Annotated in this window: 16 protein-coding genes; 4 read left to right on the top strand and 12 right to left on the bottom strand. The window is 67.3% G+C overall.

Features of this window, described 5'->3' with window-relative positions; genetic code table 11:
* Positions 1-3: 3 nt before the first annotated feature.
* From ACVK00_RS17515 to ACVK00_RS17475, 9 genes are all read right to left on the bottom strand, one after another.
* Positions 4-3,312, bottom strand: a complete 3,309-nt coding sequence (locus ACVK00_RS17515) for an efflux RND transporter permease subunit (protein ID WP_354122946.1) — start codon at positions 3,310-3,312, stop codon at positions 4-6.
* 3 nt (positions 3,313-3,315) lie between these two features.
* Positions 3,316-6,435: an MdtB/MuxB family multidrug efflux RND transporter permease subunit gene (locus ACVK00_RS17510; protein ID WP_284895264.1), complete on the bottom strand. Its 3,120-nt coding sequence runs from the start codon at positions 6,433-6,435 to the stop codon at positions 3,316-3,318.
* A gap of 15 nt (positions 6,436-6,450) precedes the next feature.
* A complete protein-coding gene (locus tag ACVK00_RS17505; RefSeq protein WP_284895266.1) occupies positions 6,451-7,836 on the bottom strand; it encodes an MdtA/MuxA family multidrug efflux RND transporter periplasmic adaptor subunit in 1,386 nt (461 codons plus the stop codon).
* Positions 7,837-8,080: 244 nt separating this feature from the next.
* The gene (locus ACVK00_RS17500; protein WP_228907205.1) at positions 8,081-8,905 is read right to left on the bottom strand and encodes an IclR family transcriptional regulator; all 825 of its coding nucleotides are present in this window, start codon (positions 8,903-8,905) and stop codon (positions 8,081-8,083) included.
* Between the two features lie 574 nt (positions 8,906-9,479).
* Positions 9,480-10,622, bottom strand: a complete 1,143-nt coding sequence (locus ACVK00_RS17495; protein ID WP_354122947.1) for an FAD binding domain-containing protein — start codon at positions 10,620-10,622, stop codon at positions 9,480-9,482.
* Between the two features lie 79 nt (positions 10,623-10,701).
* Entirely contained in the window at positions 10,702-11,577 is an 876-nt protein-coding gene (locus ACVK00_RS17490) for an alpha/beta fold hydrolase (protein ID WP_175661862.1), read from the bottom strand.
* A gap of 361 nt (positions 11,578-11,938) precedes the next feature.
* The gene (locus tag ACVK00_RS17485) at positions 11,939-13,897 is read right to left on the bottom strand and encodes a PhoX family protein (RefSeq protein ID WP_284895269.1); all 1,959 of its coding nucleotides are present in this window, start codon (positions 13,895-13,897) and stop codon (positions 11,939-11,941) included.
* Between the two features lie 192 nt (positions 13,898-14,089).
* Positions 14,090-15,283: an ammonium transporter gene (locus ACVK00_RS17480; protein WP_284895270.1), complete on the bottom strand. Its 1,194-nt coding sequence runs from the start codon at positions 15,281-15,283 to the stop codon at positions 14,090-14,092.
* 253 nt (positions 15,284-15,536) lie between these two features.
* Positions 15,537-15,872, bottom strand: a complete 336-nt coding sequence (locus tag ACVK00_RS17475) for a hypothetical protein (RefSeq protein WP_228907209.1) — start codon at positions 15,870-15,872, stop codon at positions 15,537-15,539.
* A gap of 193 nt (positions 15,873-16,065) precedes the next feature.
* Between ACVK00_RS17475 and ACVK00_RS17470 the strand changes: the two genes are divergently transcribed.
* The 4 genes from ACVK00_RS17470 (at position 16,066) to ACVK00_RS17455 (ending at position 18,586) form a co-directional block, all read left to right on the top strand.
* The gene (locus ACVK00_RS17470; RefSeq protein WP_228907210.1) at positions 16,066-16,494 is read left to right on the top strand and encodes a hypothetical protein; all 429 of its coding nucleotides are present in this window, start codon (positions 16,066-16,068) and stop codon (positions 16,492-16,494) included.
* A gap of 92 nt (positions 16,495-16,586) precedes the next feature.
* The gene (locus ACVK00_RS17465) at positions 16,587-17,042 is read left to right on the top strand and encodes an Rrf2 family transcriptional regulator (RefSeq protein ID WP_011656425.1); all 456 of its coding nucleotides are present in this window, start codon (positions 16,587-16,589) and stop codon (positions 17,040-17,042) included.
* 137 nt (positions 17,043-17,179) lie between these two features.
* Entirely contained in the window at positions 17,180-17,821 is a 642-nt protein-coding gene (locus tag ACVK00_RS17460) for an NAD(P)-dependent oxidoreductase (protein WP_284895271.1), read from the top strand.
* Positions 17,822-18,115: 294 nt separating this feature from the next.
* Positions 18,116-18,586 carry an Lrp/AsnC family transcriptional regulator gene (locus ACVK00_RS17455; RefSeq protein WP_006754321.1) on the top strand — a complete coding sequence of 157 codons (471 nt, stop codon included), beginning with the start codon at positions 18,116-18,118 and terminating at the stop codon, positions 18,584-18,586.
* Positions 18,587-18,632: 46 nt separating this feature from the next.
* Here the strand turns inward: ACVK00_RS17455 and ACVK00_RS17450 are convergent, their stop codons facing one another.
* Genes ACVK00_RS17450 through ACVK00_RS17440 form a run of 3 tightly spaced genes read right to left on the bottom strand, consistent with a single transcriptional unit; the run spans position 18,633 to position 22,120 of the window.
* On the bottom strand, positions 18,633-19,406 hold the full coding sequence (locus ACVK00_RS17450; protein ID WP_284895272.1) for an ABC transporter ATP-binding protein: 774 nt from the start codon (positions 19,404-19,406) through the stop codon (positions 18,633-18,635).
* A 4-nt stretch (positions 19,407-19,410) separates the two neighbouring features.
* Entirely contained in the window at positions 19,411-21,087 is a 1,677-nt protein-coding gene (locus tag ACVK00_RS17445) for an ABC transporter permease (RefSeq protein WP_284895273.1), read from the bottom strand.
* On the bottom strand, positions 21,077-22,120 hold the full coding sequence (locus ACVK00_RS17440; RefSeq protein WP_284895274.1) for a Fe(3+) ABC transporter substrate-binding protein: 1,044 nt from the start codon (positions 22,118-22,120) through the stop codon (positions 21,077-21,079). The genes ACVK00_RS17445 and ACVK00_RS17440 overlap by 11 nt, the downstream gene beginning before the upstream one ends.
* Positions 22,121-22,141 lie beyond the last annotated feature (21 nt).

Raw genomic sequence — 22,141 nt, 5'->3', positions numbered from 1 at the left:
TCGTTACTCGCCGGCCACCGCCGGTCCGCCCGAATTGCCGCTGCGGTTGCGGCGCTTCTCGAACCGCACACGCAGCCGGTCCATGTACAGATAGACGACCGGCGTCGTATAGAGCGTCAGCACCTGCGACATGATCAGGCCGCCGGCGATCGCGATCCCGAGCGGCGCGCGCAGCTCGGCGCCGTCGCCATGGCCGAACGCGAGCGGCAGCGCGCCGAGGAGCGCTGCCATCGTCGTCATCATGATCGGCCGGAAGCGCAGCAGGCACGCCTCGTGGATCGCATCGTACGACGACTTGTTGCCGTTGCGCGTCTGGTCGATCGCGAAGTCGACCATCATGATCGCGTTCTTCTTCACGATGCCGATCAGCAGGATCACGCCGATCAGCGCGATGATGCTGAACTCGGTCTTGAACAGCAGCAGCGCGAGCAGTGCGCCGACGCCGGCCGACGGCAGCGTCGACAGGATCGTGATCGGGTGGATGTAGCTCTCGTACAGGATCCCGAGCACGATGTAGACGGCCAGCAGCGCCGCGAGGATCAGGATCGGCTGATTGTTCAGCGATTGCTGGAACGCCTGCGCGGTGCCCTGGAAGCTGCCGACGATCGTCGGCGGCACGCCGATCTGCGCCATCGTCTGGTAGATCACCTGGGTCGCCTGCGACAGCGACACGCCCGGGGGCAGGTTGAACGAGATCGTCGTCGCGACGAAGAGGCCCTGGTGGTTGACCGACAGCGGCGTCGTGCTCGGGCCGAAGGTCGCGATCGCGGACAGCGGGATCATCGTCGACTTCGACGTCGACACCGCCGCGCCCGACGACGCGCTCGACTTGCCGCTCGACGCGATCGAGTTCAACGCCTGGTTGCGCGCGGAATCGGACGCGATCGCCGCGGCGCTGGTGGCGGCCGTGCCGGCGCTCGACGTGCCGGCCGAGGTCGCGACGAAGGTGCCGGCCGCCGCGTTGGTCGACTGCGAGCCGTTCGCGCTGCCGCCCGACTTGCTGATCCACACTTCGTTCAGCATTTGCGGGCTCTGCCAGTATTTCGGCGCGACTTCCATCACGACGTGGTACTGGTTCAGCGGGTTGTAGATCGTCGAGACCTGGCGCTGGCCGAACGCGTCGTACAGCGTGTTGTCGATCTGCGCGGGCTTGATGCCGAGCCGCGCGGCGGTCGCGCGGTCGATCGTCACCATCGCCTCCAGGCCGCCTTGCTGCTGGTCCGAGTTGACGTCGGTCAGCTCGGAGCGCTTCTGCAGCGCCTCGGTCAGCAGCGGCCCCCACTTGTACAGGTCGGCGCTGGAATCGCCGAGCAGCGTGAACTGGTATTGCGCGTTGCTCTGCCGGCCGCCGACGCGGATGTCCTGAGCCGCCTGCAGGAACGTGCTCGCACCGGCGACATCCGCCAGCGGCTTGCGCAGTTGCTGGATCACCTGGTCGGCCGACAGCTTGCGCTCGGTGCGGTCCTTCAGCGTGACGAACATGAAGCCCGAATTGGTCTGCGTGCCGCCGGTAAAGCCCGCGGCGCTCTGTACGTTCGGGTTGCTCTGCACGATCCGCATCATCTCGGTGAACTTCTGCTTCATGGCCTGGAACGACGTGGACTGGTCGGCCCGAATGCCGCCGATCATCAGCCCGGTGTCCTGCTGCGGAAAGAAGCCCTTCGGCACGATGATGTACAGATAGACATTCAGCCCGATCGTCGCGAACAGGATCAGGAGGACCAGCAACGGGCGGCGCAGCGCCCACGACAGCGAGCGCTCGTAGCCGCGCTGCATCCGCGTGAAGAAGCGCTCCAGGAACCGGCCGAGGCGGCCTTCCTCGTGCGCGTCGTGCGGCTCGCGCAGCAGCCGCGCGCACATCATCGGCGTGACCGTCAGCGATACCGCGAGCGATACCGCGATCGCGAGCGACAGCGTCAGCGCGAATTCGCGGAACAGGCGCCCGACGATGCCGCCCATCAGCAGGATCGGCAGGAACACCGCGACGAGCGAGATGCTCATCGACAGCACCGTGAAGCCGACCTCGCGCGCGCCGTCGAACGCGGCCTGCAGCCGCGGCTTGCCGTTCTCGATGTGGCGCGTGATGTTCTCGAGCACGACGATCGCATCGTCGACGACGAAGCCGGTCGCGACGATCAGCGCCATCAGCGACAGATTGTCGATCGAGAAGCCGAGCAGGTACATCGCGCCGAACGTGCCGATGATCGAGATCGGCACCGCCACGCTCGGAATCAGCGTCGCGCGCCAGTTGCGCAGGAACAGGAACACGACCATCACGACCAGGCTGATCGCGATCAGCAGCGTGTGCTCGGTGTCCTTCAGCGACGCCCGGATCGTCGTCGAACGGTCGAGCACCGGCGTCACCGTGATATCGGCCGGCAGCGACGCGGTGAGCTGCGGCAGCGCCGTGCGCACGCGGTCGATCGTCTCGATGATGTTCGCGCCGGGCGAGCGGTAGAGGATCACGAGCACCGCGCGCTTGCCGTTCGACAGGCCGAGGTTGCGCAGGTCCTCGACCGAGTCGACCACCTCGGACAGGTCGGACAGCCGCACGGCCGCGCCGTTGCGGTACGCGACGACCAGGTCGCTGTACTGCGACGCATGAGAGGCCTGGTCGTTCGTATAGAGCTGGTAGTGCTTCGGGCCGGATTCGATCGCGCCTTTCGGGCTGTTCGCGTTCGCGGACGCGAGCGCGGCCCGCACGTCCTCGAGGCCGATCCCGTAGTGGAACAGCGCATGCGGTTCGAGCTCGACGCGCACGGCCGGGTTCGCGGAACCGCTCACCGACACCTGGCCGATCCCGTCGATCTGCGACAGCGACTGCTGCAGCACCGTCGACGCGGCGTCGTACAGCTTCGCGGGCGACGACGTTTCCGACGTGAGCGACACGATCATGATCGGCGAGTCGGCCGGGTTGACCTTGCGGTACGTCGGGTTGCTCTTCAGCGAGGCGGGCAGGTCGGCGCGGGCCGCGTTGATCGCGGCCTGCACGTCACGCGCGGCGCCGTCGATGTCGCGGTTCAGCCCGAACTGCAGGATGATCCGCGCGTTGCCGACCGTGCTGGTCGACGTCATTTCGCTGACGTCGGCGATCGAGCCCAGGTGCCGCTCGAGCGGGCTCGTCACGCTGGTCGCGACGGTCTCGGGGCTCGCGCCGGGCAGCGACGCCTGCACCGAGATGGTCGGGAAGTCGACCTGCGGCAGCGGCGACACCGGCAGCTTGATGAACGCGAACAGGCCGGCGAGCGCGACGCCGAGCGCAAGCAGCGTCGTCGCGACGGGGCGGGTGATGAAGGGGCGCGACAGGTTCATCGCTTACGCGTCCGTGTGCGTGCCGGCGCCGGCACCGGGGCCGTGCCGCTCGAACCAGCCGCGCACGCGGCGCGCGAGGCTGTCGAAGCCGAGATAGATCACCGGCGTCGTGAACAGCGTCAGCACCTGCGACACGATCAGGCCGCCGGCGATCGCGATCCCGAGCGGCTGGCGCAGCTCGGAGCCCGCGCCGGCGCCGACGATCAGCGGCACCGCGCCGAGCAACGCGGCGAGCGTCGTCATCAGGATCGGCCGGAAGCGCAGCAGGCACGCCTGGTAGATCGCCTCGCGCGGCGGCTTGCCTTCGACCCGTTCGGCCTCGAGCGCGAAGTCGATCATCATGATCGCGTTCTTCTTCACGATGCCGATCAGCAGCACGATACCGATGATCCCGATGATGTCGAGATCGTGCCCGGTGATCATCAGCGCGAGCAGCGCGCCGACGCCGGCCGACGGCAGCGTCGACAGGATCGTGATCGGGTGGATGTAGCTCTCGTACAGCACGCCGAGCACGATGTACATCGTGACGACCGCCGCGAGGATCAGGAACAGCTGGTTCGACAGCGACGCCTGGAACGCGAGCGCCGCGCCCTGGAAGCGGGTCTGGAACGAGCCGGGCAGGCCGATGTCCTTCTCGGCGGCGCCGATCGCCTTCACGGCCTCGCCGAGCGATGCGCCCGGCGCGAGGTTGAACGAGATCGTCGTCGACGGGAACTGCGACAGGTGCGCGACGAGCAGCGGCGACGGCCGTTCGTGGAACGACGCGATCGACGACAGCGGCACCTGGCCGCCGCCGGCGGACGGCAGGTAGATGTCGTTCAGCGATTCGGCGTAATGCTGCTCCTTCGGCTCCGACTCGAGAATCACGCGGTACTGGTTCGACTGCGTGAAGATGGTCGACACGATGCGCTGGCCGAACGCGTCGTACAGCGCGTTGTCGACGGTCGCCGGCGTGATGCCGAAGCGCGCGGCGCTGGCGCGGTCGATCTCGATGTACACCGACTGGCCGTTGCTCTGCAGGTCGGTCGCGACGTCGGCGAGCGACGGCTCCTTCTGCAGCCGCGTGACGAGCTTCGGCACCCAGGTCGCGAACTCGTCGGGGTTCGGGCTCGTCAGCATGAACTGGTACTGCGTCGGGCTCACCGTCGAGTCGATCGTCAGATCCTGCACCGACTGCATGAACAGCGTGATGCCGGTCACGTTCGCGACGCGCTGCTGCAGGTCGCGGATGATCTGCGCGGCCGACTCGGAGCGCTTGTCGCGCGCCTTCAGGTTGATCAGCATCCGGCCGCTGTTCAGCGTGATGTTGCTGCCGTCGACGCCGATGAACGACGTGAGGCTTTCGACGTTCGGGTCCTTCAGGATCTCGGCCGCGAGCGCCTGCTGGCGTTCGGCCATCGCGCCGTACGAGATCGACTGCGGCGCCTGCGTGATCCCCTGGATCACGCCGGTATCCTGCGCGGGGAAGAAGCCCTTCGGTATGTATACGTAGAGCAGGGCGGTCAGCGCGAGCGTCAGCAGCGCGACGACGAGCGTCGAGCCCTGGCGGTTCAGCACCCATTCGAGCGCGACCCCGTAGCGCGCGATCACCCAGTCGATCGCACGGTGCACGCGCGCCTCGAAGCGGTGGCTTTCCGGCGGCGGCGAATGGCGCAGGAGCTTCGCGCACATCATCGGCACGAGCGTGAGCGACACGATCGCCGAGATCACGATCGTCACCGCGAGCGTGATCGCGAATTCGTGGAACAGGCGGCCGACCACGTCGCCCATGAACAGCAGCGGGATCAGCACCGCGATCAGCGATACCGTCAGCGAGATGATCGTGAAACCGATCTGCCTCGACCCCTTCAGCGCGGCCTCGAGGCTCGTGTGGCCTTCCTCGACGTAGCGTGCGATGTTCTCGATCATCACGATCGCGTCGTCGACGACGAAGCCGGTCGCGATGGTGAGCGCCATCAGCGACAGGTTGTTCAGCGAGAAGCCGGCCATGTACATCACCGCGAGCGTGCCGATCAGCGACAGCGGCACCGACAGGCTCGGGATGATCGTCGCGTAGACGTTCGCGAGGAACAGGTACATCACCAGCACGACCAGCGCGACCGCGAGCAGCAGCTCGAACTGCACGTCGCGCACGGCGGCGCGGATCATCGTCGTACGGTCGGTGACGACCTGCACGTCGAGCGCCGCGGGCAGCGTCTCCTGCAGCTTCGGCAGCTGCGCCTTGATCGCGTCGACGGTCGCGATCACGTTCGCGCCCGGCTGGCGCTGCACGTTCAGGATGATCGCAGGTTCCGCGTTCACCCACGCGCCGAGCTTGGTGTTCTCCGAGCCGGCGACCACCTTCGCGACGTCGGTCAGCATCACCGGGCGGCCGCTCTTGTACGCGACGACCGCGGAGTTGTACTGGTCGGCGCTGGTGAGCTGGTCGTTGGCGTTGATCGTGTACGCGCGCGTCGGGCCGTCGAAGTTGCCCTTCGGCGTGTTCACGTTCAGGTTCGAGATCGTCGTGCGCAGGTCGTCGAGGTTCATCCCGTACTGCGCGAGCGCGGTCGGGTTCGCCTGGATCCGCACGGCCGGCCGGTTGCCGCCCGACAGGCTGACGAGACCGACGCCGGCGATCTGCGAGATCTTCATCGCGAGGCGCGTATCGGTCAGGTCCTGCACCTGCGTGAGCGGCAAGGTCTTCGACGTGATGGCGAGCGTCAGCACCGGCGCGTCGGCCGGGTTGACCTTCGCGTAGATCGGCGGGGCCGGGAGGTCGGACGGCAGCAGGTTGCCGGCCGCGTTGATCGCGGCCTGGACTTCCTGCTCGGCGATGTCGAGCGGCAGGTCGAGCGAGAACTGCAGCGTGATCACCGACGCGCCGGCCGAGCTTTGCGACGACATCTGGTTCAGCGACGGCATTTGCCCGAATTGCCGCTCGAGCGGCGCGGTGACCGACGACGTTATCACCTCCGGGCTTGCGCCCGGATAGAAGGTCTGGACCTGGATCGTCGGGTAGTCGACCTCGGGCAGCGCGGCGAGCGGCAGGAAGCGCAGCGCGACGAGACCGGCCAGCATGATCGCCGCCATCAGGAGGGCGGTGCCGACCGGTCGGAGAATGAAGAGGCGGGATGGATTCATCGAGCGGCCCGCGCGTTACTGGGCCGCGGGGGCCGCGGCCTGCGACGCGCCGTGCTTGTGTCCGCCGCGGTGGCCGGCCGCACCCGATGCGCCCGAAGCACCCGCAGCACCGGACGCCGCGCCGGCGCCGTGCGCGCCCGACGCGCCTTTCGGCTTGTCGGCCGGGATCGTGATCTTCGCGCCTTCGCGCAGCCGGTCGGAGCCGTCGGTGACCACGCGCTCGCCGAGCGCGACGCCGCTCACGATGCTGGTGCGTTCGCCGTCGACCGGGCCGATCGTCACCTTGCGCACCGTCACCGTATTGTCGGGTTTCACGATGTACACGAACTGGCCGATCGAGCCCGTCAGCACGGCGGCCGTCGGCACGATCGTCGCATTGCGCAGCACGTCGACGAGCAGGCGCGTGTTCACGAACTGATTCGGGAACAGCAGGCCTTCCTTGTTATCGAACTTCGCGCGCAGCTTGACCGTCCCGGTGCTCGTGTCGATCTGATTGTCGAGCGTTTCGAGCGAACCCGTCTCGAGCGGCACCGTGTTGTTGCGGTTGTACGCGGTGACCGACAGTTTCTTGCCCGCGTTCACCTGCTTGAGGATCGGCGTCAGGTTGTCTTCCGACGTCGTGAAGATCACGCTCATCGGCTGCAGCTGCGTGATCACGACGATCCCGTTCGTGTCGCCCGCCGTCACGTAGTTGCCGGGGTCGACCTGGCGCAGACCGACGCGGCCCGACACCGGCGCCGTGATGCGTGCGTACGTGAGGTTCAGTTTCGCGGAATCGATCGCCGCCTGGTCGGTCTTCACCGTTCCTTCGTATTGCTTGACGAGCGACGCCTGCGTGTCGACCGTCTGCGACGCGATCGAGTCCTGCGACAGCAGTGTCTGGTAGCGCTTCAGGTCGAGGCGGGCCGTCGCGAGCAAGGCTGCGTCGCGGGCGTGGGTGCCTTCGGCGTTTTCGAGCGCGACCTGGTACGGACGCGGGTCGATCTGCGCGAGCAGGTCGCCTTTCTTGACGATCTGGCCTTCCTGGAATGCGACGGACTGCAGATAGCCCGACAGCTGCGTCTTGACCGTCACGTTCGCGAGCGGCGTCACGGTGCCGAGCGCGGACAGCACGATCGGCATCTCGCCTTGCGTCGCGGTCGCGACCGACACGGGCTGCGGAATGTTCGCCATGGCGGCCGGGCCGCCGCGGCCGCGATGGCCGCCGCCGGCGCTCGCGCCGGAGGCCGCGCTGCCTGCTGCCTGCGTGCCGGCCGGCGTACGGCTCCACGGGTGCCACCACAGCAGGCCGCCGATGACGACGACTGCGAGCGTCCCGATCACCAGCCTGCGGCGCGGGCGACGGGCGGCAGGGGAGGCGGGATCCTTCGAAGGGGGCGTGGGCTTTTGTTGGTTGTCCATCGTGTTCTGTCTGGAAGACGGTGCGGCGTGCCGGAAAACAGGCGTGGAGCGGCGCGTGGGCATGCGATGCCGCGAGGGCCGGCTCGGTCCGGCCCTCGCGGTCCGCGCGGGAAAGAGCGGTGCGCACCGCGAATGCGGCGCGACGATGGGCATGATCCTACGTCCCGTCCCCGTTACAGTCCAGTGCTCTATCTTTCAACGGGTTACGGTCGTTACATAACGCGACGGGACGGTGACGGATCGATTACACGGCGCTGCGCCGGGCCGGCGCGCCGCCGATCTCGCGGGTGATTTTCGCGATGCATTCGTGCAGCGCGGGCACCACGTGTTCCTGCAGCCATTCGGGCGAACACTGGCTCGAGGCGCCGCCGCAGTTCACCGAGTAGCGCTGGCCCGACGGGCCGACGAAACCGGCCGCGACCGCGTTCAGCCCTTCGCGCCATTCGCCGATCGCGATCGCGTGGCCTGCGCGCATCGCGTCCTCGAGACCGGGGTTCAGGCGCGCCGACACGTGCGGCCAGTCGTCACCGGCCGTCGCGCGCAGCGCGTCGAGCAGCGTGCGGCGCTCGTCGTCCTCCAGCGCCGCGAGGTACGCGCGGCCGACCGCGGTGCGTGCGATGTCCATCCGCGAGCCGATCTCGAGGCGCGTGACGAGCACGGCCGAGCGCGGCCGGATCACGTCGATCGCGACCATGTCGAGTCGGTCGCGCACCGCGAGGTGCACCGACAGCGACGTGCGCTCGGCCAGCTCGATCATGAACGGCCGCGAGCGCGCGCGGATGTCGAAGTTGCGCAGGAAGCCGTGGCTCAGCTCCAGCACCGACGCGGTCAGCACGAAGCGTTCGCTGTCGGGCAGCTGGAACAGGAAGCCGGCGCTGACGAGCGTCGCCGTGATGCGCGACACGGTCGGCTTCGGGATGCCCGTCAATTCGGTCAGCTCGCGGTTGCTGACGGGGGCGTCGGCGGCCGCGATGCGGCGCAGCACGGCGAGGCCGCGCGCGAGCGCGGTGATCTCGTCCGGCGACGATTCGCGGTCCCGGGGCGCGGGAGGCGTTACAGATGTCGACACGAGGAATTCTCTCTATTTCCGAAACTCGATTTCAATTTTGTTGGTATCGTAAGATGATTGTCAAAAGATGCATGTTCCGTGGGTGAATCGTTCATCGTATGAGATTTTACGGGTTCACCCTTGGTTTATTAGGAAAGTACTCAAATGACCATTGCTGGAAAGTGCGGGAGCCGGTGCAAATACCGCTTGACTTGTCGGGCGGAAACGGAAAGAATGTCTCACGTTTTCGAAACATCGTTTCAGGAGTTTAACCGGCAACGGTGTTTCGCGCAGTCTCTCAGGTTCTAGCACGGCCCTCGGAATGGCTAGAACTTTTTTAGCGCCACGGTCTCCGTGGCGCTTTTTTTTGCCCGTCAAATCGGTGCGCAACAAAGTTCGCAGCAGCTGGGAAGAGCGGTTTCAGAAACATCGAAGTATGCCGCATCGCGGAAAGTTGTTGTTCGGCGCGCCATCTGGAGCGCTATTTCCTCGTCAACGTGATGTCCGGCGTTCGACTGCCGCGGGGCCATCTGAAACGAATGATGGCGCGAGGCTGGGGGCGCAGCGCGCCGTGTGCAAGGCATTGCCCAGGTGGTCACGTAGATCCCATGATGCGCGTCCCCAGTGAAATACCGAGCGCCGATAGCGAAGCGTTGATCTTCTGCTGATCGCGTTCCCAACGCGACAGTGCGGCGTCGAACGCCGTGCCTCGCGCGAAAGCCTGCATCGCTTCGGCGAGTCCAACCGCATTGTCCGCCGCCTTTGCCACGCCGGCGGCGGTATGGGGGCGGACAAGGCAAGCAGCGTCGCCAAGCAGTACCGCGCGGCCGAACACCATTCGCTCGACGACAAGATCCTGAATTGCCTGTGCGAACGGCGCATGCGTTGCGTTGACCAGCGCGGCGAGCGTCGGTGCGAGCAGGTTGCGGCCCGCGTCGACGAGTTCCGACCGATTGTCGTCGCGCATTGCACCGGGCGGCAGCGATCCGTCTCGCTGTGTGCCGTCCCGGGAAAGAAACAGTTCAGGTAGCTTGTCGTACGAGAGACGCCGGTACCACACCCAGTTCACGCGCCGTTTGCCGGGCTCGACGGTGCCATCGCGGCCTGGTACCAGGTAGGTCAGGAAGAGATGTGCGTCACCCTGCTGAAACGTAAAGCGGTTGCGCAGCACGCGAAGTACCTGATCGGGCAGGTCATGTTCGTCGATGAGCCCGCGCCACGCAACGTAACCCGCATAGGTGGGTTGCGTCTCGGGCAGCAGTTGCGCGCGCACGCCGGAGCGCCCGCCATCCGCGCCGACGAGCAGATCCGCGTGTTCTACCCGGCCGCTCGCGAAATGCGCGGTGATGCACGCGCCATTGGAATCGAGTCGCTCGAACGTCTCGCCTGCATGGACGACGCCCGCTGGCAATGCGCGCTTCAGCGCCGTATAGATCACATTCCACGCAGTCTGGGTTTGCGGCATGCGCATTTGCTGCACGATCCGGTCACCTTCGTCGAGATAGATCCGCTCGGTCGAATCCACGCCGGTATCGCCCGGCATCGGTACCCCGCCGAATGCGAACGCGCGGACGATCGGGGGCTGCAGGACGATGCCTCCGCCGCGGCTGTCGAGCTCGCTTGGCGACTGTTCGAACACGCTGACGCGCCATCCTGCCGCACGCAGCGCAGTTGCCGTGAAGAGTCCGCCTACCGATCCGCCGATCACGAGTGCCCGCGGCCTCGATACGTCATTCATGAAGTGCTCCCGTTAGCCAGTGGATCGCGCGTACCGTGCGTCCGATTTCCTGCTGCCGCGATGCCGGTGCGCTGCGAATTCAACCTTCCCAGCTCTTCAGGAAATCGAGCAGCAGCGCGTTGACGCGTTCCGGCTGTTCTTCCTGCGGAAGGTGGCCGCATTGCGCGATGGGCTCGGCCCGAAGATGTGTCGCCATGCTTTCCCAGACGGATTTCATGTCGAACATCTTGCCGACCGCGTAGAAATCCTCACCCCAGATCGCCATGGTCGGGCATGCGATCTTCACATCGGCGTCGGCGAGATCCTGTTTGACGTCTTCCGCGTTCGCGCGGTAGTCGGCGAGCGCGCCACGTACGGCGCCGGGACGACGATAGGCCCGGACATACGTGTCGAACGCCTCGCCGGAAATAGCGTGCGGGTTGTAGCACCAGTCGGAGAAGAAGTAGCTGAGCCACTCGGCTTCCTTGCCGGCGATCAGTGCTTCGGGCAGGTCTGCTACCTGATGAAACAGGAAGAACCAGTACGCGCGTGCCGTCTGGGCTGTCATGTTCTCCGCGACGATGCGGGTCGGCACGTTGTCCATCACGACAAGGCGCTCGAGGCGCTCGGGGAAGTCCTTCGCGAAGCGTGTCGCGACGCGTGCGCCGCGATCGTGCCCGACCAGCGCGATTCGGCCGATGCCAAGCGTGTCGAGCAATGCGACGAGATCGCGGGCCATGTTGCGTTTGTCGTAGCCGGCGGCCGGCTTGTCGGTTTCGCCGTAGCCGCGCAGGTCGGGCACGATGACGCGGTAGCGTTGTGCCAGGACGGGAATCTGGAAGCGCCATGCGAAGCTGGTTTCCGGGAAACCGTGCAGCAGGACCACGACAGGCCCGCTGCCCGCATCGATGAAATGTTGTCGAATTCCGTTCGCAGTGACGGTGTGGTGAACGATCGAAGGCGTAGTGGTGGACATGTGTCGGTTCCCATTTCGGTTCGGACGACGCGCCATCGGAGCGACGTGCGCGCGAGTGCTGTCCGAGCATAGGCGAAGCAACATGGACAGTCGTATGAATTGTTCTGAATCGTCTTCCGAGTAGATGCGTTCCGGCAGGCGCGGGCCGTTTCATGACGATCAAGTTGTTCCTGGGAGGAGGGCGACCTCAAATGCCCGATGTGAGCAGTGCGGCGAGTGGCGTGCGTGCGGCGTGCGCGCAAAAAAAAGCGCGACGCCCGCAATGGGCATCGCGCATGAACCGGCGTGGAGCGCCGACGAATGAAACGTGATGAAGAGAGTGGGGGCCGGTCACGGACGCCCGATCAGGACCCCCGGCCGCTCAGGCCTTCGCGAGCTTGATGCTGGTCTGCTCGGCCGTCAGGTAGCCGACGCTGGCGCCGAAGCGGTCCTTGTAGTTCGCGCGCACGAGCGGGTCGAGCGTCGACTTGACCTTGTCGTGCAGCGGCGTCTCCCAGTCGCCCACGTGCTGGAAGTTGCTCATGATGTAGGTCCAGCCGTTGATTTCGTCGACCGCGTGCAGGCCCGTCGATTCGGCGCCGGCCGGGCACGACAGCACGCGCGAGAGCGACTTCGTGTCGACGTTGTACGCCCACAGGAAGTTGTTGACGTGCATGCCCGAGTCTTCGCCGATGAAGAGCGTGCGCAGCTTTTCGGAGAACTTCAGGTTGTCGGGGTTCGCGATCTTGTCCGGGTTCGCGAGGTTGCCGAGCGCGTCGGCCGCGGCGAGGTCCTCGCCGACGAGCGCGGCCGGCGCGCCCATGTCGACCGGCACCCATTCGCTGTCGATCGCGCCGCCCGACGTGTCGCGCTGGCCGGCCTTCAGGTTCAGCGCATAGACGGCGCCCGCGGCGATCTTCTTGTCCACCGCGACGTCGCGCGACACCGCGTTGCCCTTGACCATCGACGTCTCGATGCGCGACATCGCCGTGTAGACGATCTTGTCCTTCGCGTTCACCGTCGTGCCTTCGAGCTTCGTGAACGCCATGCTGCCGCCGATCAGCGCCGCATAGCGGTGCGTCTCGAGGAACGCGGCCGCCTTTTCCATCCCGGGCTTCACGCGCATCCAGTTGAACTTGCCGCCGAAGTGGATCTTCGTGTAGCTCGCGTCGTTCGGGTCGGTCGTCGTCAGGTCCATGATGTCCGACGCCTTCAGCGTGTTCGCGAGCGTCTCGATCTCGCTGCTCGTCGCGTGGCCGATCCTGATCCACGTCAGCGTCGCGCTGCCGGCGCCGGCGGACGACGTCTGCGTCCACTTCGCGACGTACAGCGTGCCGGCCGACAGGTCGGCCGCCTTGTCGGCGACGAACATGAACAGGCCGCCGTTGGTGGCGTCGTCACCCATCATCACGGTGCGCTGGTCCGGCATCACCTGGATCAGCTCGTGCGAGATGCGGCCGAGGCAGTAGTGCTTCTTCACCGTGCCGGTGCCGTCCGGGTTCACCGTGATCTCGGGCAGGTGGCCGTAGTGATAGGGGTTCGCCTTGGTCTCGTCGCCGAACGTGTTTTTGCTGAATGCCTTGAACTGCGCGTCGGTCGCGGCCTTCGTCGCGTCCGGCTCGTATTCCTCGCTCGACAGGTGCGTGCCCCACGGCGACAGGCTCGCGCCGCAGGTGATCCACAGGCCGTGCGCGCTCGACGTATCGACGTTGTGATACTTGACGACCTTCAGCGCGCCGCTGGACGGATCCTGATCGAGCGTGATCACCGCGATCGGCGACGGCAGCTGGCCGTACTGCGATGCGCTCGCCTGGTCGCGCGTCGTGTATTCGAACTGCACGACCGCGAACACCGTGTTGCCCTTCACGCCGGCGACGTTCGCGTTCTTCAGCGTCAGCAGCGAGCTGCCGTCCGGGCAGTCCGAATAGAACTGGCGCTCCTTGCCGGCCACCGAGCGGTCGATGATCGGCTGGTTGTTGATGTCGTAGTAGCCGCCCGCGAGCGTCGTGCCGCCCTTGCCGTCCGGCACCATGTCGCCCGTCACGAAGAACGGCCGGTACGCCAGCTTGAAGTTGCGCGACGAGCCGTCCGAGAACGACACCGACAGCGTCGAGCCGACCGTCGTCGTGGCCATCGCGGCCGCGTTGTCGAGCGTGGGCGCGGCCATTGCCGAGAACGCCGCCGACGTGTACGCGGCGGCGGCCGGCGTCGCCGTCGGATTGTCGTCGCCGCCGCAACCGGTCAGGAGAGCCGGCAGCGCGAGGCCGGAGAGGGGCAGCATGGGCGCGCCGGCGAGGATCTTCAGGGCCTGACGACGGGAAGCATTGGGCAACGCGGGCATGTGGAGTCCAGTTTCAGATGTTGGAAGAATGGCCGTCGCGAAGCAGGCTCGCAGCAAGCAAGGCGAAGGCAAGTTGAAAACTGGACCGAAGTGTAGGGATGCTAGATGAAAGTTTTTTGAATCGAAAACGTAATGATGCGTCGGGCGTCCGTCAGGTGTGCTGCCGGACGCCGGTTTCGTGCTTGATGGTGTTCAATCGCGCTCGGGCGTCGCCGAGATGCGGTGGATCGACAGGTCGGCGCCGTCGAATTCGGCTTCACGATCGAGACGCAGCCCGACCGTCGCCTTCAGCGCGCCATACACGAGCGTGCCGCCTGTGGTGGCGATCGCGATGCCGCCCAGCGTGCCGATGAGCTGCGACACGAACGACACGCCGCCCAGGCCGCCGAACACGGGCTGTCCGAACACCCCGGCCGCGAGGCCGCCGAGCGCGCCGCACATCCCGTGCAGCGGCCACACGCCGAGCACGTCGTCGATGCGCCACTTGTTCTGCACGCAGGTGAACATCGCGACGAATACCGCGCCGGCCGCGGCCCCCGTGACGAGCGCACCGATCGGGTGCATCACGTCGGAGCCCGCGCAGACCGCGACGAGGCCCGCGAGCGGGCCGTTGTACGTGAAGCCCGGATCGTTGCGGCCGGCCATCCACGCGGCGAGCGTGCCGCCGACCATCGCCATCAGCGAGTTCACGGCGACGAGGCCGCTGATCTTGTCGAGCGTCTGCGCGCTCATCACGTTGAAGCCGAACCAGCCGACCGCGAGCACCCACGCGCCGAGCGCGAGGAACGGAATGTTCGACGGCGGATGCGCGGCGATCCGGCCGTCCTTCGCATAGCGGCCGTGGCGTGCGCCGAGCAGCAGCACGGCCGGCAGCGCGACCCAGCCGCCGAATGCGTGCACGACGACCGAGCCCGCGAAATCGTGGAACGGCGCGCCGAACGCATGCGTGAGCCAGTCCTGCACGCCGAAGCGGTCGTTCCATGCAATCCCTTCGAAGAACGGATAGATGAAGCCGACGATGATCAGCGTCGCGACGAGCTGCGGATTGAATTTCGCGCGTTCCGCGATGCCGCCGGACACGATCGCGGGGATGGCCGCCGCGAACGTCAGCAGGAAGAAGAAGCGCACGAGCGCGTAGCCGTTGTGCTGCGACAGCGTGCCAATGTCGTCGAAGAACTCGACGCCGTACGCGATCGTGTAGCCGATGAAGAAGTACGCGAGCGTCGACACCGAGAAGTCGACCAGGATCTTCACGAGCGCGTTGACCTGGTTCTTCTTGCGGACCGTGCCGAGCTCGAGGAATGCAAAGCCCGCGTGCATCGCGAGCACCATGACGGCGCCGATCAACAGGAACAGTGTATCGACGCCGGATTTCAGACCATCCATGCCGTGGCTTCCTTGCGCAAAAAATGGGCGAGGAATGCAAGTATCGAGCCAACTTGGTGAATCGCTGCGTGCAAATGGTGCGAAAGGCCGCGCGGGGCGGTATTCCGGTGAAGCATGCACAGTCGCGGGGCGGGCCGGCTGCGGCGGAAGGGGCGCAACGGGTGCACGTGCGTGGTGCGAAGCGTGCGCATCTGGTGCGTGCGACGCGCGGCGCGGTGCGGCGTGGTGCGCCGCGGTGCACCGGTCTGGCGCGTCAGCGGCGCGCGAACAGCGTGCGTGGCCGCCGCAGCCGCAGCGCGCAGGCGGACCAGTAGGCGGCGACGGCCGCGAGCCCGAGTGCCGCGAACGTGAGCGCGGCGACGCCCGCGTGCGACTGGCCGTCGCCGTCGGGGCCGAGGATGCCTTGCGCGACGATCAGCGCGGCCGTCCAGAAGCCGATCACCGCTTGCGCGAGCAGGCGCGCGCACGCCACGCGGCGCGGACGCCCGACGGCACGCAGGCGCGTCGCGGACGGCGAGCGAAGACACAGAAACAGGGTGGCGGCGAGCACGGCGGCCAGCGCGATGAACCAGTCGATGAGGAAAGCCATGGAGAAGCGGGAAGCGGACGGAGCGGATGGAAGGCTGCCCACTTTAGTGTCGGCGCGCGCGCGATTGAATCAGACGAATCCGAAATTGAAAGGCATTTTTAATCGGGAGTGGTCAGTGGCCCTGTTCCACAAGCGGTATCATCGGCATCGGTCCAACCATTCAGGCCGTGCAGCGCACGGCCGGAGATTGCTGATGAAGATGAAGACTTCGCGGGCGCGTCGCGTGCCCGGTTCCCTGCTGGCGGCCGCGGCCGTCGGTGCGGTGCTGTTGCTCGCAGGCTGCGAGAAGTCCGGCACGCCGGCCCAGCAAGCCGATACGGCCGCGAGCGCGGCTGCCGATGCCGCCAACAACGCGGCCAAGGCGCTCGACCAGGTGGCGAGCACCGTCAACCAGCAGCTCAATGCCGCGAAGGCGGGCATCGCGAGTGCGGCCTCGGCCGTGCCGCCGCTGTCCGCGAGCGGCCTCGCGTCGGCCGCGCAGGCGCAGTTCGATGCGGCCGCTTCCGCGGTCGTCGCGCATGCGGCGTCCGAAGCGGGCGCGAAAATGGCGGAGGCCGGCAAGAAGCTGCAGCAGTGGAGCCAGCAGAATGCGTCCGGCGCGAAACCTGCCAGCGGCGAGTAACCCGGCACTTGCGCAATCCGTGAAATGTAATTATAGTAGTTACACATTGTCGCCGGCTGCCGTTCGGGCCGGCGTCGCCAGGTGAGTGAGGAATGAATACCAGCAGCCGGTTCGCGTTTGCCGTTCACGTGCTTGCCTTGCTGTCGATGCAGGAAGGCGCGCCGCTGTCGTCCGACATCATCGCGGGCAGCGTGAACACGAATCCGGCGCTGATTCGCCGTCTGCTGTCGATGCTGGCGGCCGCGGGGCTGACCACGTCGCAGCTCGGCGCGGGCGGCGGTGCGCTGCTGGCGCGCGAGCCGGGCAAGATCACGCTGCTCGACGTGTATCGCGCGGTCGACGATGCGCAGTTGTTCGCACTGCATCGCGAGGCGCCGAATCCCGCGTGTCTCGTCGGGCGGCACATCCAGGGCGTGCTGATCGACTACATCGGCGACGCGCAGCGCGCGATGGAAGCATCGCTTGCCACGCGCACGCTCGCGGACGTCACGGCCGACGTGCTCGAATCGGAGCACCGCAGCCGGCCCGCGGGAAGCGCCGGCGGGTGAGCGCGGGCGACGGATGACGCAGGGCAGGAGGCCGGGCGGCACGCACGCGTGGCGGCCGCCACGACGGAGTTTCGCTCCGTTTTTTTTCGGTCTTATATGTAATCACTTTAGTTACTTTTTCTTTCTGGAGAATCGACATGACGCAACGTACCCTGAACATCGCACTGTTTGGCGCCACCGGGATGATCGGTTCGCGCATCGCCGCGGAAGCCGCGCGCCGCGGCCATCGTGTGACCGCGCTGTCGCGCCACCCGGGCGCATCCGGCGACGGCATCGTCGCGAAGGCGGCCGACCTGTTCGATGCGGCCAGCATCGCGGCCGCGCTGCCGGGTCACGACGTCGTCGCGAGCGCGTACGGTCCGAAGCAGGACGATGCCGCGAAGGTCGTCGCGGCGGCAAAGGCGCTGGTTGACGGCACGCGTCAGGCGGGCCTGAAGCGGCTCGTGGTGGTGGGCGGCGCCGGTTCGCTCGAAGTCGCGCCGGGCAAGCAGCTGGTCGACACCGAAGGCTTCCCGGACGCGTACAAGGCGGTCGCGCTCGCGCACCGCGATGCGGTCGACTATCTGGAAACGGTCGGCGATCTCGACTGGACGTTCTTCGCGCCGGCCGCCCTGATCGCGCCGGGCGAGCGCACGGGCACGTTCCGTACGGGCGTTGGCAAGCTGATCGTGGACGCGCAGGGCAACAGCAAGATCTCGGCGGAAGACTACGCGGTCGCGTTCGTCGATGCGCTCGAGCAAGACAGCTTCGTGCGCGAGATCGCGACGGTCGCGTATTGAGCGACATCGCGGCGAGGCGGTGCGCGAGCGCCGCATTCGACGTGAGCATCCGTCAGCGCCCGGCTGCCACCGCGGTCGCAACGACTTCAGGCGATTCCACCTCGACGGGCGGAATCGCCTGTTTCATTTGGGGTGCCGCTTATCGACAGGCCGGCGCGCGCGGGATTCCGCGCATCGCGGCGTATCCCTGGTTGATTGGTATTTATCCCGGTCGACGCCGCGCAGCGGTTTCCATATCGTTCCCCGTCATGCACGATGCATAGAAAAAATTTCTATCTACGAAGGACTGGGTAAATGGATGCCATCGATCGCAAGCTGCTGGAGCTGTTGCAGGCAGATGCCACATTGCCGATCGCGGAACTCGCGCAGCGCGTGAACCTGTCGCAGACGCCCTGCTGGAAGCGCGTGCAGCGGCTCAAGGAAACCGGCGCGATCCGTGCGCAGGTCGCGCTGTGCGATCCACGCAAGCTCGGGGTCGGCACGACCGTGTTCGTCGCGATTCGCACGAACCAGCACACCGAGGAGTGGGCGCAGCGTTTCACTCAGGCCGTGCGCGACATGCCGGAAGTCGTCGAGGTGTATCGGATGAGCGGCGAGACCGACTATCTGCTGCGGGTCGTGGTGGCCGGCATCGATGATTACGATCGCGTGTACAAGCAGCTGATCCGCGCGGTGCCGCTGTTCGACGTGAGTTCGTCGTTCGCGATGGAGCAGATCAAGTATTCGACCGCGCTGCCGGTGCGCGATCTGTCCGAACCGGCGTAGCGCGGTACGGCGGCTCGCACAGAGCGCGCCGTCGTCGTTATTCCGCTCAGCGGCCGCGCGCCAGCGCCCGGGCGCGTTCGTCCGCCAGCGCGTCGCTCCGCACGAACTCCGCGACGAACGGGCTGGCCGGATGATGGTGCAGCGCGTACGGCGTGTCCCATTGCGCGAGCCGGCCATCCTTCATCACGCCGATCCGGTCGGCGATCGCGAACGCTTCCGCCTGGTTGTGCGTGACGAGGATCGCGGTATGACCCGTGCGCTTCAGGATGTCGCGCAGTTCGAACGCGAGCCGCTCGCGCGTATCGACGTCGAGATTCGAGAACGGCTCGTCGAGCAGCAGCAGCTCCGGCGACGGCGCAAGCGCGCGGGCAAGGGCGACGCGCTGCTGCTGGCCGCCCGACAGTTCGTGCGGATACGCGCTGCCCGCATCGGCGAGACCGACGAGTTCGAGCATGTCCGCGACGCGGGTGCGCCGTTCGGCCTTCGGCATGCGCCGCAGGCCGAACGCGACGTTGTCGGCCGCGCTCAGGTGCGGAAACAGCGCATAGTCCTGGAACATCATCCCGATGCGCCGCCGCTCGGGCGGCACGTCGAGCGACGGCGCCGCGACGGGCGTGCCGTCCAGCACGATGCGCCCCATCCGCACGGGCTCGAAGCCCGCGATCGCGCGCAGCACGGTGGTCTTGCCGCAGCCCGAGGCGCCGAGCAGGCAGCCGATGTCGCCGCGCGGCAGCGCGAGGCTCAGCCCGTCGACCACCGTGCGGCGGCCGGGCGGCGCGTCGTAGGCGACGCAGAGGTCGTCGAGTTCGAGCAGGTTCACGATGTCAGGCTCCGATCTTGTGACGGGTGCGCGCGAGCAGGATCACGGGCACGAGCCCGGCCAGCACGATCGCGAGCGCGGCGACCGCGCCTTCCTCATAGGTGCCGCGCGCGGCTTCCGCATACAGCCAGGTTGCGAGCGTGTCGAAATTCAGCGGGCGCAGCAGCAGGGTCGCCGGCAACTCCTTCATCGCGTCGACGAAGACGAGCAGGGCGCTCGTCGTGAGCGCGGGTCGCAGCAGCGGCAGGTGCACGCGGCGCAGCGTGCCGCCGGCCGTCTCGCCGAGCGAGCGCGCGGCCTGTTCGAGCGACGGCGGAATGCGCGCGAGGCCGGCTTCGATGCTGCCGGTCGAGATCGCGAGAAAGCGCACGGTGTACGCGATCACGAGCGCGGCCGCCGAACCCATCAGCAACAGCCCGTCTCGGCCGAGCGCCGCGCCGAGCAGCCGGTCGGCCGCCGCGAACGGGATCAGCAGGCCGATCGCGAGCACGGTGCCCGGCACCGCGTAGCCGAGGCAAGCGATGCGTGCACACACGCGGGCCGGCCCCGCAGGTGCGCTGTCGCGCCGCGCGCGTGCCGCCCATGCGACAACGAGCCCGCAGGCAAGTGTGGTGACGGTCGCGGCGGCGGCGATCGTCAGCGTGTTCGCGAGCCCGGTCAGCAATTGCGTCGACACGCCGCCGACGAGATGCAGCCGCTTGCCGGTCTCAACCGCGAGGTACGCGGCCGGCGCGCCGAAGCCGATGAGTACCGGCAGCCAGCCGAGCGCGGCGGCGCTCCATGCGGCCGCGCCCGTCAGCTTGCGCGGCGCGACCGGGCGCATGCGCCGGCCGTGCGCGTAGCGCTGGCGGCGGCGCCCATAGCGTTCGAGCACGATCATGCCGACGACGATCGCGAGCATCGCGAGCGCGATCTGCGCGGCGCCGGCGAGATCGGAGCGCGTGATCCACGTCGTGTAGACCGATACGGTCAGCGTCTGCACGCCGAGGAATTCCGACGCGCCGATGTCGTTCAGCGTTTCGAGCAGCGCGAGGCTCACGCCGACCGCGATCGCGGGCCGCGCGAGCGGCACGACGACGCGCCAGAATGTCGCGATACGTCCCGCGCCGAGCGTGCGCGCGGCTTCGAGCAGGCTCGCGGACTGCGTGACGAACATCGCGCGGGTGCTCAGGTACACGTATGGATACAGCACGAAGCCGAGCACGAAGATCGCACCGGGCAGCGAGCGCAGGTCGGGCAGGCGGAACTGGCGCGGGCTGTCGAAGCCGAGCAGCCAGCGGATCGCGCCCTGCACGGGGCCAATGGGGTGGAGCAGGTCGAGATACGCGAACGCGACGATATAGGTGGGCACCGCGAGCGGCAGCAGCAGCGCCCAGGTCAGTATCCGGCGGCCGGGAAAGTCGTACGCGGTGACGAGCCAGGCGCAGCCGGTACCGACCACCGTGACGATCGCGCCGACGCCCGCGAGCAGCAGCAGCGTATTGGCGAGTGCCTGCGGCAGCACGAACGCGCCGAGATGCTTCCAGTGCGCGAGATCGGCGCCGAACGCGGCGGCGACCAGCACCGCGAGCGGCGCCGCGACCGCCGCGGCGATCGCGACGGCCGCGCCGAGCCAGGGGCTGCCCGCGCGCGAACGCAACGGCCGGCGGCGCGCGCGGACGGACGATGCCTCAGTTGTCAAAGCCGACCTTGTCGACGAGTTGGCTGGCCGCCTTGCGGTGCTTCGCGATGTCGGCCAGCGGCAGCGGGTCGACCTTCAGCGTGCCGAAGCTCGCGATCACCGGATCGAGTTTCACGTTCGCGCGCACCGGGTATTCGTAGTTCGCCTGCGCATAAAGCGCCTGCGCTTGCGGCGACACGAGGTACTCGAGCAGCTTCACCGCGTTGGCCTTGTGCGGCGCGTGCTTCGCGACCGTCGCGCCGCTGATGTTGACGTGCGTGCCGCCGCTCTTCGCGTTCGCGAACGTCGGCCGCACGACCTTGATCGCGTCGCCCCACTTGCGCGCATCGGTGCCCGGCTCCGCGTTCTTCATGTGACCGACGTAATACGCGTTGGCGAGGCCGACGTCGCAGATCCCGCCGAGAATGTCGCGCGCGACGTCGCGGTCGCCGCCCGTCGCCTTGCGCGCGAGGTTCGCCTTCACGCCGCGCAGCCACTTTTCGGTCGCGGCCTCGCCGTCGTGCGCGATCATCGCCGCGACGAGTGCCGTGTTGTACGGATGCTGCCCCGAGCGGATGCAGACCTTGCCCTTCCATTTCGGATCGGCGAGATCCTCGTAGCGGAACGCGTCGACCTTCAGGTCCTTCTCCACATACAGCACGCGATCGCGCAGCGACAGCGCGTACCAGTCGCCCTGCGCGCCGCGCAGGTTCGCGGGAATCGCGTCGTCGAGCACCTTCGAGCGCACCGGCTGCGCGAGCCCGCCGTCGACGAGGTCGAGCAGGTTGCCGATGTCGACCGTCATCAGCACGTCGGCCGGCGACTGCGCGCCTTCCGCCTTCACGCGCTCGAGCAGGCCGTCCTTCACGAATACCGTGTTGACCTTGACGCCGCTCTGCTGCGTGAACGCGTCGATCAGCGGCTGGATCAGCTTCGGTTCGCGGGTGGTGTACAGGCTCACTTCCTCGGCGGCGTGGGCCAGCGGCGCGAAGGCGGCGGCGGCAACGGCGAGGGCGCCGGCGAGCGGCAGCAGGCGGGTGCGCGGATTCGACATGGAGACTCCGGTGAGGCAGGC

The organism is Burkholderia sp. PvR073 (assembly GCF_054055695.1).
Note: the sequence above shows the minus strand (reverse complement) of the source record. Positions and strands in the feature narration are given on the sequence as shown.